Raw genomic sequence first — 11,925 nt, forward strand, 5'->3', positions numbered from 1 at the left:
ATGTCTCTTCTTCAATAACAATATGAAATTCGAGGAAGCAGGTGGAGAGTAATGAACATCTCAAAATGGACAAAAACAGGTATTGTAGCAGTTCTTTGTCTACCATTCATACATGCAGCAGGTTCACAGCATTTTTTGCAGGCGGCTGAGAAACCGGTATATGTAGCTCAGGTGTCCGAGGAGACTAAAGGCGCTGGTCAACAAGGCACACAAACAACCAAATCCGCCGGTACAGAAGAATCTGTTTCAGTCGAGGATAAACAAGAAGTTCGCCTATATTCTATACAGGATCAAGATAAGCATGGCTTTATTGATGCAACGGGAAAGGTAGTCATTGCTCCCCAATTTGAAGTGGTTGGTGAGTTTCATGAAGGGCTTGCCGTTGCTAAGAAGGATGGGAAATACGGGTTTATCAACCAGCATGGCTCTTTTGTAATCCCACCTCAGTATGAGGAAGCCGATTCGTTCTCAGAAGGAGTAGCTGCTGTTAAAGCAGGGGATCGCTTTGGTTTTATCAATAAAGAAAATAAGATGGTGATCCCAGCCAAGTTCCAATTTGCTCGTAGCTTTCAAAATGGTCTAGCTGCTATAGGTGAAAATCATAAATATGGTTTTATCAATAAGAGTGGACAAATCGTGATTCAACCAGAATATGAGATTGTCTGGGGCTTTCAAGAAGGTACCACTGTAGCCTATAAGGATGGAAAAGCAGGTTATCTTGATCAAACAGGAAAGGTCATCATTCCTTTTACTTATCAAATTGCGAATCCATTTCAAGAAGGGCTGGCCCTAGTCTATGCGGGTGAGAAGAAGGGATATAGTCTCATCAACAAGCAGGGTCAGGAGGTAGTGAAACCAGAGGGTTTTGAGCCTGGGAGCTTTTCAGAAGGAGTAGCCGATGTGATGGTTGCTGTGGATGGGGATTTTAAAGCAAGCTATATTAACAAAAAAGGTGAGTTTTTACTTCCACCTACTTATGAACGTACATTGCCTTTTTCCGAGGGACTTGCTTCTGTTAAGGTGAATGGCAAATATGGATTTATCAACAAGCAAGGAAAAATGGTAATTAAGCCTCAATTTGAATCGGGCGGTGTATTTCATAACGGTTTGGCTTATGTGGTAACACATGACGAACAAGGATATAGCTTTTGTTATGTCAATAAACAAGGTGAAATCATTTGGAAAAGCTCTGTAATGAAGGAGTTTCCAGGGGATTTGGATTAATTGTGCCGAAGCTCTCGCGATATTGGTAGCGAGAGCTTTTTTGTGAAATAAAATATGTCTAAAATGTGTCTAAAGTCATTTGAATGTTCTGTTAAATAAAGTATAATATTGGTAATGATTTGGAAAGGGGATATAAAACCATGGAAATCGGCATTGCTATGTATCCGATCATAGGGGTCTTAGTCTTCTCTTTCATCTTGTTCTACTACTTGTATAAAGGAATTATGAAGGATACAACAAAGCACGATGAGGAGCATGTATGGGTTGATTACGATACGAGCTTTATGAAGGAGACTCCTCACTCACAGCAGAAAAAGGCAAAAAGTAATCAGAATATGTAAACACAAAATGGTTGGAGCACTCCTCTTAAGGGGTGCTTTTTTACTTATGTAATTTTTAAATTTCCTGAATTGTATGTTATAACTAAATGGAAAGGCTTCGAAGCTGTCAATTTTTTAAAAGGAGAGCGTCCATGCGTAAACCATATCTTATTGGCCTTGTGTTATTAGCTGTTTGGTTTGTCTGGCTCCTCTATGGATTAAACTTTTACCGAGGAGAACAATTTAGCACTTTATTTTTATTAGTTGCTTTTGGTACAGGCGTTTTTCCCATCTATTTTAGCTTCGTTCATTTATTAATTGGTGAACGATCAAAGCAATGGATCAGTTGGGTTGGGATTGTAGCTACGGCTTTTGTGATCGTACCCGTTTCGATTTTTCTTTTATACCGATTTGCTTAAAAAATCCATTTGTACAAAGCGGTTGTCAGGTAAGGGTTTATCTGATAAAGTGAAGTGAAAATTATATAGGAATAATCCAAAATAGAGGTGCGCAGCGGATGAGTCATCCTGTTTGCTTTACATCGCCGGGACGATGAGGACAGGATAAAAGGTCAATGCGCCGAAGTCGTTGCTGACCGGCAATCTACGGCTGGGGTGTACGTGAATAACGTACGTCTTGTCATGAAAGGTGCGCCTTTCGTGGAGCGCTATTTATGAGTTGCCAAGGTAGAACCAGCAATGAGTAGGCGAATCCACTCGTTGCTTTTTTGCTTATCAAGGGGTTATTCTTTTTTCAAAACAGTAATTTTGCAATAGCGATTACATAAACCAAATTGGTAGGAGGAAACACTCGATGAACATGATGAATGCCCACGAAATTATCAGCTTTATTCAAAAGAGCGAGAAGAAGACGCCTGTGAAGGTGCATGTAAAGGGAAATTTAGAAGGAATTGATTTTGGTCAAAATACAAAAACCTTTATTACAGGCAATGTAGGTGTATTGTTTGGCGAATGGAAGGACGTACAGCCTGTGCTTGAAGCCAATAAGGACAGCATTGAGGACTATGTGGTAGAGAGCGATCGTCGCAATTCTGCAATCCCGATGCTAGATACAAAGGAAATTCAAGCGCGTATTGAGCCAGGTGCTATCATTCGTGATCAAGTACACATTGGAAATAATGCAGTAATTATGATGGGTGCAGTAATTAATATCGGTGCTTCTATCGGAGAAGGTACTATGATCGATATGGGCGTTATTATTGGCGGACGCGGTACGGTTGGTAATAATTGCCACATTGGAGCAGGAGCTGTCATAGCGGGTGTTATCGAGCCGCCTTCTGCCACACCTGTAATTATTGAGGATGATGTATTGGTTGGAGCAAATGCTGTTATTTTAGAGGGTGTGCGGATTGGTAAAGGCTCAGTGGTTGCTGCGGGAGCTGTTGTAACACAGGATGTTCCTGCAAACGTAGTAGTGGCTGGGACACCGGCAAGAATCCTAAAAGAAATTGATGCAAAAACCAAATCCAAAACAGAGATTATGCAAGAACTACGTCAGCTATAAGCGTGTAAGAAACTGTAAGATATATATCATATCAGCTAGTCATTGATTGTGCTGAATAAAAGGGGCGTCTTCCCATGACGGATTGGCTACAAAAAGATGAAACCTATTTGATGTCCACCTACAAACGATTGCCGATTGCAATTGAAAAGGGAGAGGGCAATTATTTACTTGATACAGAGGGAAAAGCTTATCTTGATTTGTTTACTGGTCTGGCTGTCTCTGTTCTGGGCCACTCTCATCCCAAAATTGTAGAAGCTCTTGTAGAACAGGGAGAGAAATTCTTGCACATCTCCAACATTTTTTTGAACAAGCCAGCCATCACATTGGCAGAGCAGTTAGTTACGCATACGATTCCGGGAAAAGTTTTTTTTAGTAACTCAGGAGCTGAAGCAACAGAAGCCGCGATCAAGCTTGTGCATAAATGGGCCAAAATGACCGGAAAAGAGAATGCTGGGATTGTTGTGCTAAAAAATAGCTTCCACGGTAGGACGCTTGGAGCTGTCAAGCTTACAAGACAAGCTCATGTTTATCAGGATTACCCGTTGCCGGCATTTCCTGTATATGAGGTAGCTCCTGGTGATATAGAAGGATTGCAAAAGATTATTACGACGTACTCACCTGTTTGCTTATTAATGGAGCCAGTTCTCGGATCGGGTGGAGTTATTCCGCTTTCGGAGAGCTTTTTGCAAACAGCTTTTGCTCTGTGTAAAGAACATGACATGCTATTTGCTATGGATGAAATTCAAACAGGTATGGGGCGAACTGGTAAACTGTTTGCTTACCAGCATACGACTGTGGAACCTGATCTTATCTTATTTGCCAAAGGTGTCGGCGGTGGATTGCCGCTTGGTGGGGTGATTGCTGGAGAAAAACTGGCGAATCTTTTCAAACCTGGAGACCATGGGACAACATTTGCCCCCTCCCCTTTAAGTGCAGCATTGGGCAATGCGGTTATGGAAGCTCTGCTGGTAGATGGATGGCTTGAAGAGGGGAAAAAGCAAGCAGAGTATTTATGGGCTCGTATAGCTCATTTAGTTGATGAATATCCACAGCTTCTATCTGATATTCGAGGCAAAGGCATGATGCTCGGCATTCAGACGAAGCTAGCTCCAGAAGAGGTTAGCCATATCCAACAAGGGATGCTAGAGGCCGGCTTTTTAATTGATGTTACGCAGAAAACGATTATTCGACTATTGCCTCCGCTCACCCTAACCAGCGAGGAGATCGACCGCCTTATGGTGTGTTTCCGCGACGTGTTAGAGCAGGCGGCCCGCGTGAAGGGAGAGGTTATGTAAATGACACCCCCTTTTGTAGCTATTCGCCGTGAGTTGCACAAGATCCCGGAGCCTGGTTTTGCCGAGTTTAAAACGCAGCAGTTTTTGCTTTCATTTATTGCCCAGTTACCTCAGGAGCATCTTGAGGTAACAACTTGGAAAACAGGTGTGCTAGTTAAAGTAAACGGGACATCTCCGAAGCGAATGCTAGCTTGGCGTGCTGACATGGATGGACTGCCGATTGAAGAGGAGACCAGCTATGATTTTCGTTCCCAACATCAGGGCTATATGCATGCATGCGGACATGATCTACACATGGCTATAGGGCTTGGCATCCTAAGTGAGTTTGCCAAAAGTCCTGCTGAAGACGATTTATTGTTTGTTTTTCAACCAGCAGAAGAGGGACCAGGCGGCGCGGAACCAATGCTAGCCAGCCCTGAATTTCGTTGCTATCAGCCCGATGCTATCTTTGCTCTGCATATCGCACCAGAATATCCAGTCGGTACCATTGCAATGAAAGAAGGAGTTTTCTTTGCCAACACTTCAGAATTATTTATTGAGGTGAAGGGAAAGGGGGGGCATGCAGCTTATCCGCATCTCGCCAATGATATGGTAGTTGTAGCGGCACAGCTTGTGACCCAATTACAGACGATTGTTGCTCGAAATGTAAATCCGTTAGATGCTGGAGTAATTACGGTAGGTAAAATCGAAGGCGGTACAAAGCAAAATATTATCGCCGAGGTAGCTCGACTAGAAGGAACGATTCGCACGCTGTCTCAGGGTTCGATGCGTAAGATTAAACAGCGGATTGAAGCGATCGTCCAAGGGATAGAAATAGGCTTCGATTGTGAAGCAACAATTGATTATGGTGCCATGTACTGTCAGGTGTATAATGATCCAGAGCTGTCCAAACGATTTATGAGCTGGTTGGATCGTCAGGATGATGTTACATTGGTTCGGTGCACCGAAGCGATGACCGGTGAAGATTTCGGATACTTTTTGGCAGAAATCCCTGGCTTTTTATTTTGGCTCGGTGTAGACACTCCTTATGGCTTGCACCATGCTAAGCTAGAACCAAACGAACAAGCTATCGAGCATGCAATCGAAATCGTCACCCGTTTCTTTCGCCAATATGAAAATGCAATGTCAAATGAAAACAACTAAAAAGCAACCAAAGACGGCCTGTGGGTCGTCTTTTGCTATATGTACAAATATCCGATTGGTTATCCACAATCTAATCTAAGTCATCAATGAGAAAAGGAAGCTTTGCTATCAGAATTAGCTTCAAATCACTATTATCCACTTGTGCATAAAATTTGAGAACATACTGTGGATACTGTGGATGAAGGTAAAAAAGTTCTTTTTTAACCACAACTATTTAAGAAATAATGCGTCTAAGATATAAAGAAAACAAAAAGGAACATATATCCTTTTGATCTGAAAGCATACAAGTATAAGCTTCGGCTTTCTATATATTATGATTGATGGAGGAATTGTGATGAAAAAGAAATGGATAGCAGGACTTGCAACTGTCATTGTTGCAGCTACAGCTACAACTGCATGGGGAGATACCAGCATACGTACATATTTCAATGGAGAGCGCAATACTAAAATAGAGGTTACGGCTTCAACACTTGATATGACGCAAGAATTGATTACTAGCCTTGGTGGCTTTGCTACTTATGATAGAGAGACAGGTAAACTGTTCATCGATAAGCCGAATGTCAATATTATGGTACTTGAAGGAGTTCAGCAAAACAAAAATAATGATATTGTGCTGACTAATCCCGTAACAGGATTTCTGGAAAAAAACATTCCGCGTAACTTTGGCGTATATGTAGAGGTAGATAATATCATTGATGCTAAGGATATGAGCGTCAAAGTCAACATTATCGGTCCGGATGGCAATGTGGTGGATAGCAGCAAGGAGAAATCCTACTCTGTACGCGATGGCGGATTCTTCTTCTCCCAACCCTTTGTTTCCACAAAGTTAAAAAAGAACGGTACGTATAAAGTACAGCTAACAATGAAAAAAGAAAAGGATGCAAACATGATCGTTGTGGGAGAGAATTCCTTTACAGTAGGGAGATAAAATGCTCTTCCACCGTTTTCAAAATTAGCTACCTGATGATATAATGGTTAGAAGTAATTACTATTATGTAATGTAAGAAAGGAAAGATGAAAGCGAATGAAGACAAAAGCCACGCGGTCATCAACAGATACAGACGGCCCGAGTATACGTATTGCCTGGAAAGACCCCCAATCGATTTTAGCCTCTTGGCTTGTGACGGAGGAATACCAGCAAGAGATTGAGCAAGAATTTTCCATTCCATTCCATGAGCTGCCGCTAGTTCTGCGTCTGTATGATGTAACGTACCGGACTGAAATTAAAAATGACGGGCTAGACAGCTATACAGATTATGACATCAACTATCGAGCAAGCAATTGGATTCTCTACGGAGTAATGGAAGGGTGTAAATATTGTGTCGATCTTGGCATACGTATGGTAGACGGAAGATTCTATTCGCTAACCAGATCTGAAATACTTTCGTAGCACCTATAGGAAAGACAGGACCCGATCAGGGAACCTGTCTTTTGTTTTTCATTGCGTTTCCTTACCTTCACGACATTTGTCATACACACGCAGCGCCACTGCTAGTACAGCCCAGACAGGCATAGGCTTATCTAAGTCATGCAACCATTCTGGAGACGTGATAATTCCTTCTGCGAGGGCACGCTTACCTATTTCTAGCTTCCAAGTAGCTACAAAATTCTCAGAGGGGGACTTTTTTTGATCATACTGAATTAAATTATAGGTTTTGATTATATTTTGTAGCTTTTCCGCATAGTCTGGGTCGGTAGCATATCCGGCTTGTTCTAGCTGTTGGGCTGCTTGATAAGGAGTAGTTGCTTGAATAACGGATTGATAGCGAGGACGTAATAAGAGCTGTGAGTGGTCTTCAATGGATTCAAGAAAGCTATGATAGGCTTTGAATTCTTGTGTTTTTGTAACCCAGGAGCCTTGAAGATATTCTTTGGTTTCTACATGAACAGAGCCTGAGGGACCTACTCCTTTTATTCCAAAAAGATTATAGGATGTCCGACCTGTAGCAGTGTCCTTTGGAATAAAGTTACCAAATCCAGATTCCAAAATGGCTTGAGCAATGGTTATAGAGGCGTAAATATTATACTTTTCAAAGGCGATCTGAGCCGGTGTACGTACAAGCGAAATGAAATCAGAGCGTTCTATAAAAAAGCACCTCCTTATAACCGGATGGTGGAGTCAAAGAAGGTACTTATAGTGAGATAAGCACCTTCACTATGTATCATATTGGAAGGGTGCCATTTTGCTTGGACATCTGTTTGAAAAATCCGAATTTAAGGCTTGCGTGGCTGAAAATATTGAATTCTGCCGTTGAATAGGTGAAGCTCTCCTTTTACTTCGCGGGCTAAATAACGACAGTATTCGTTGCCTTTACTTTTATCATTCTGAGTAGCTGTGTCGGGAATACTAACCTGAATGAATGCCCGCTCCTGATTGTCTTTTAGACGTGTGCCTACGCCAATGATCACATATTTATAAAGATTCTGATCTTTGCCCTTTAAAATGAAAAATGTGTCTTTTCCTTCCGCAGGTTCTTCGATATGATAGGGAAAGGAGGCATCTGTATAGTTCCAATCCAATTGTTGTCCTGTTTTACTGGTTTTCTTTCGGTATTTTTGTAAAAATGTTTTGACATCTTCAAGAGTAACCGTGGAGGCGATGGAACCATCTACTAGGTATACATAGGCGGATTGCATATTCACGAATCAGTTCACTCCCATATCAAAAATACGAATTTTCTTCCACATTTAGTGTAGCATTACAGTTTAGGCTTCTGCAAGCGGACACAAAATACGGAAAGCAATTGATTATATTTTCTGAAAATAGTACAATGATGAAAATTTATACTTGTAGAGAGACAAAAATCAGTTGGGGGAATGGGAAAATGAAGGATACAGCGGTACGACAGGTGCATGAAGCGTTAAATACATTACGAGCAATCAATGTTGTAAACAAAGACGATTGGGAAAGAGCTGCCAAGGCAGCGAATTTGGATTCATCCGTACAATTAAATATTTTGTGGATCATTTGCTGCTACGAAGGAGTACGTGTTACGCAGATTGCTGATTGGACGTTTTGGCATCCCTCATCTATTGTCATTCATATAAAAAAGCTGATGGAAAAACAATTAGTAAGCATTGAAAAATCCGATATTGATGGAAGGGTTGTTCATGTTTATCCTACAAGCGCAGGTCGTGAGGTTATTGAAAAAAGTAGGAAAAATACGCCCAGTCTATTCCGTTTGACTGAGGCTTTAGAAAAATTAAAGGAACGATACTCCGTTGTGGTAGTAGAACTGTTTTTTGAGTGCATGTTATTCCTTGCTCAAACCTTGCACGGTGCAGATAAGGTGAGATGGATTCAGGAAGGTGAAGAGCGCTTTCCTGAGAATCAAAGCTCTGCCGGATGAATATCTTCTGTAATAAGTACGGGATATAAAGATAAAAGTTTCAAATTATGTAAAAAAGGTTACATTTGAAAGTGCATTTTTTTTACATGTAAGAAATGGGCTTGATCGAAAGGAATTTTTTTATCTTCTTCTCATATTCTAATTAAGCCATCATAGGGCTTATGACTAGTCTGGATGAAGAGATAAAAAATCATACAAGATGGGAGGGTATCGCGATGGAAGCCATGGAATTGTTGTATGACGTGAACGAAGATGCCAAGGTTCGCTTTCTGGGCTATACAACCGACACGACACGTTATGATTTTGGAATCGTGTATACACATCGTTTTTTCGGGAAACCATTGGTGGTATGTATGCAGACAGGGCAATCAACGTTACTAAGTTCAGAAGACACAATAAATCCTAAACATTTGCAACAAATCTTTAAATTGACTTGTCTTACCCAAGCAAAAGAGCTCTCTCAATTCTTTCGTGATAACTTACCGTCCATGCCTTTTCAGGATCAATACTAGCCTAGATACAGTTAATAACTGGCAATATGACAGCCCCCTTCATTCTGTGAAGGGGGCTGTTTCTTTAGATGAATAAGATGGCTTTATCATAATTGTGACATACTAATTTGGGGTGTCAAGGTTACTTGGATTGAGTTTATAAAAGAATTAGAGGATAGAAGTTGTGTTCATTAGCCTATTGACAGTTAAAGTATGTCGTATTAAGATTAATGTAACACATTTATAGAACTAATGTGACATATTAATTTGATTCACATTATTTTGTGAGTACACTTATTTCATAGGGGGCTTATCATGACGACAATCGTTTGTCAGAAATGCGGAGACATCATTGAACATTTAGAATCACCTCAGGTGAAAACGCTTTATGGTTTATGTGACTGCCCGTGCCATCAGCATGATAACGAACATGAATAGATTTTGAAGATGTATTTTCGAATATATCAATTTCTTTGATTATTTAGCACACTCTTTATGAGTGTGTTTTTTGCTTTTTCATTCCCTCTTTCAAAGATTTTTATTTACTTCTCCATTTAATTGATAAATAATAAGAAGGATAGAGATAATGGAAATATTTTGTCGAGAGGAGTTACAGTATGAGGAAGAAGAGCTTTCAGCGATGGATAGCTGTTTTTGCCATGGCGACGACATTAATTAGTAGTGTGAACCCCGTTTTCGCAGCTAATTATGATGAAGAAAAAATTTCAGTAAATGGCGATACGACAGCCACTGCCTATGGCATGGACTTTGATGGGGATTATGCAGTTTGGGTAGAGGAATCTGGTAAGAATTATTCCGTTGTGCTTTATGATGTAGATGACGAAAGTATAGCGAAGAAAATTTCTAGCAATAGTTCTAAGAAAGTAGCTCCACGTATTGAAGGAAACACGGTAGTGTGGGCTCAAGAAGAGAAAAATGGCTATGAATTATATGCGTACGATCTGAAAAAGAATAAAGAACGCGTTCTTACAAACCAGCATGCAAGAGTAACTGATCCTGAAGAGATTGCCTTTAAGGACGGTGTTGTAGCCTGGAAAGACAAGCGCGATGGTGGAACGAATATTTATGCACTTGAAGTAAGAAATGACAAGGAATATCGCATATCTACAGGCGGAAAAGCAAGCCATCCTTCCATTTATGACGACCAAATTGTTTGGCAGGATGAGCGTAATGGAAGAGCCGAATTGTATCAAAATAAAGTAGGTTCTTCTAAAGAATTTAAAACGTACTGGGGAAAAGCTAAAACAGCAAAACCGATCATTTCTGATGATGACATCGTTTACTTGAACGAAGCAAGCGGTAATATCGAAAAAACACAAGTAGAGAGTAGTAAAAGCAAGGTGCTCACTCATGAAAAAGGAGACGAAGAGCTGTTTGATTTTAACGGACGTTATCTGGTATATGGATCAGGTAGCACATTGTATTATTTAGATACAAACAAAGATGATTTGGTTAAAATCAACAATGATTTCAATCGTAAATTGCCTCCTGTGATGAGTGGACGTTACGTGCTTTATGCTACTGGTAAAACGAATAATTTGACATTGAAATTGTTTGATACGAAAAAAGAGAAGAGCCAAACGCTAGGTAAGGACGAAAACATAAAAAATATGGCTTCGCCGGCAGCTAGCAAAAACTATGTAGCTTTCGTGAAGGAAGGCAAAAGAGAGTCTCGCGTAATGCTGTATAATGTAAAAGATCGCAAAACGATTACGATCTCTCCAGAAAAACACGAAGCTGAGCATCCAGTGGTAAGTGATTCTTATGTCGTTTACTACGATAATGATGATAGGGCGTTGGTGTCTTACGATATCGAAACGGGAGAATCAACCAAAATTACGACGAAGAAAACTGACGTAGTAGAAGGATTGTATGCTATTTATAAAGACCATCTTGTTTGGGTGAGCGGTGGAAAGCGTTCGAATACTGTTAACCTAACGAATTTGAAAAAGAATAAAACTTCTGAGCTTCATGACTCCAAACTTGGCGTTCGCAGTGTAGCTATCAATAATCAGGCTGTGGCGTTGATTGATGGAGAGGACGATCGTTACCAAGACATTGTCATTTACGATTATGTAGATGGCGGCCGCATTATGAAAGAAGAAGCGGAAAGTGCTAAAGGAATCGGTCTTGGCGACAAATTTGCAGCTTGGTCTGCTTACAATAGCGATACAAAGAGCAAGGACATTTTCGTATATTCCTTTAAACTGAATCGTACGGATCTTCTTTATGAAGAAGAAGGCGATCAAGAGAATCCAATCGTTTCAAATAATATCATTTTCTATGAGACTGAAGTAGAAAAAGGCGGAGACGCAGTAGATAAATATGTCATGTATGACAGGGATAAACACCGTTTTAGAGCTCCATTTGGCAGTGACGCTGATCCATCTGAGATCGCAATTGGCGGTAATCGTTTAGTATGGTTGGATGACCGTGATGATGAGGAAGGTCTCTATACATCTGTACTTGGTTCCAGTGATGACGACGATGACGATGATGATTACGATGATGATTATGATTATTTTTACGGCAAAGATTAAGATGAAACTCAAAAAGG

Annotated in this window: 14 protein-coding genes and 1 riboswitch; of the genes, 12 read left to right on the forward strand and 2 right to left on the reverse strand. The window is 40.6% G+C overall.

What is annotated here, in order from left to right; all coding sequences use genetic code 11:
- Positions 1-51 precede the first annotated feature (51 nt).
- The 8 genes from O0550_RS02915 (at position 52) to O0550_RS02950 (ending at position 6,896) form a co-directional block, all read left to right on the forward strand.
- Positions 52-1,224 (forward strand): WG repeat-containing protein, encoded by a 1,173-nt coding sequence (locus O0550_RS02915; protein ID WP_003345547.1) that lies wholly within the window; start codon positions 52-54, stop codon positions 1,222-1,224.
- A 140-nt stretch (positions 1,225-1,364) separates the two neighbouring features.
- Positions 1,365-1,565: a hypothetical protein gene (locus tag O0550_RS02920; protein WP_003345545.1), complete on the forward strand. Its 201-nt coding sequence runs from the start codon at positions 1,365-1,367 to the stop codon at positions 1,563-1,565.
- Positions 1,566-1,696: 131 nt separating this feature from the next.
- The gene (locus tag O0550_RS02925) at positions 1,697-1,963 is read left to right on the forward strand and encodes a hypothetical protein (RefSeq protein WP_003336612.1); all 267 of its coding nucleotides are present in this window, start codon (positions 1,697-1,699) and stop codon (positions 1,961-1,963) included.
- A 74-nt stretch (positions 1,964-2,037) separates the two neighbouring features.
- Positions 2,038-2,222, forward strand: a riboswitch (Lysine riboswitch).
- A gap of 135 nt (positions 2,223-2,357) precedes the next feature.
- A complete protein-coding gene (dapD, locus tag O0550_RS02930) occupies positions 2,358-3,068 on the forward strand; it encodes a 2,3,4,5-tetrahydropyridine-2,6-dicarboxylate N-acetyltransferase (protein WP_003336613.1) in 711 nt (236 codons plus the stop codon).
- 74 nt (positions 3,069-3,142) lie between these two features.
- A complete protein-coding gene (locus O0550_RS02935) occupies positions 3,143-4,363 on the forward strand; it encodes an aspartate aminotransferase family protein (protein WP_258425605.1) in 1,221 nt (406 codons plus the stop codon).
- Complete coding sequence (locus O0550_RS02940; protein WP_258425606.1) at positions 4,364-5,506, forward strand: N-acetyldiaminopimelate deacetylase; 1,143 nt, start codon at positions 4,364-4,366, stop codon at positions 5,504-5,506.
- 334 nt (positions 5,507-5,840) lie between these two features.
- Positions 5,841-6,434 carry a hypothetical protein gene (locus tag O0550_RS02945; protein WP_003336617.1) on the forward strand — a complete coding sequence of 198 codons (594 nt, stop codon included), beginning with the start codon at positions 5,841-5,843 and terminating at the stop codon, positions 6,432-6,434.
- 96 nt (positions 6,435-6,530) lie between these two features.
- A complete protein-coding gene (locus O0550_RS02950; RefSeq protein ID WP_003345537.1) occupies positions 6,531-6,896 on the forward strand; it encodes a DUF4912 domain-containing protein in 366 nt (121 codons plus the stop codon).
- A 48-nt stretch (positions 6,897-6,944) separates the two neighbouring features.
- On the opposite strand, the gene O0550_RS02955 is transcribed toward O0550_RS02950, so the two are convergent.
- Together O0550_RS02955 and O0550_RS02960 are read right to left on the reverse strand one after the other, a co-directional pair.
- Positions 6,945-7,592: a glycoside hydrolase family 73 protein gene (locus tag O0550_RS02955; protein WP_258425736.1), complete on the reverse strand. Its 648-nt coding sequence runs from the start codon at positions 7,590-7,592 to the stop codon at positions 6,945-6,947.
- A gap of 128 nt (positions 7,593-7,720) precedes the next feature.
- Positions 7,721-8,149, reverse strand: coding sequence for a DUF1885 family protein (locus O0550_RS02960; protein ID WP_003336620.1), 429 nt, complete (start codon positions 8,147-8,149; stop codon positions 7,721-7,723).
- 182 nt (positions 8,150-8,331) lie between these two features.
- Here O0550_RS02960 and O0550_RS02965 point away from each other — a divergent pair, with 182 nt between their 5' ends.
- The 4 genes from O0550_RS02965 to O0550_RS02980 all read left to right on the forward strand — a co-directional run bounded on the left by O0550_RS02965 (position 8,332) and on the right by O0550_RS02980 (position 11,908).
- Positions 8,332-8,856: a MarR family winged helix-turn-helix transcriptional regulator gene (locus O0550_RS02965; RefSeq protein WP_003336621.1), complete on the forward strand. Its 525-nt coding sequence runs from the start codon at positions 8,332-8,334 to the stop codon at positions 8,854-8,856.
- Positions 8,857-9,071: 215 nt separating this feature from the next.
- On the forward strand, positions 9,072-9,368 hold the full coding sequence (locus O0550_RS02970; protein ID WP_003336622.1) for a DUF3055 domain-containing protein: 297 nt from the start codon (positions 9,072-9,074) through the stop codon (positions 9,366-9,368).
- A gap of 294 nt (positions 9,369-9,662) precedes the next feature.
- The gene (locus O0550_RS02975) at positions 9,663-9,785 is read left to right on the forward strand and encodes a GapA-binding peptide SR1P (protein WP_081476759.1); all 123 of its coding nucleotides are present in this window, start codon (positions 9,663-9,665) and stop codon (positions 9,783-9,785) included.
- A 179-nt stretch (positions 9,786-9,964) separates the two neighbouring features.
- A complete protein-coding gene (locus O0550_RS02980; RefSeq protein WP_003336623.1) occupies positions 9,965-11,908 on the forward strand; it encodes a TolB family protein in 1,944 nt (647 codons plus the stop codon).
- Positions 11,909-11,925: the final 17 nt, after the last annotated feature.

Origin of the sequence: Brevibacillus halotolerans, from assembly GCF_026891775.1 — a bacterium.
Classification (GTDB): domain Bacteria; phylum Bacillota; class Bacilli; order Brevibacillales; family Brevibacillaceae; genus Brevibacillus_B; species Brevibacillus_B halotolerans.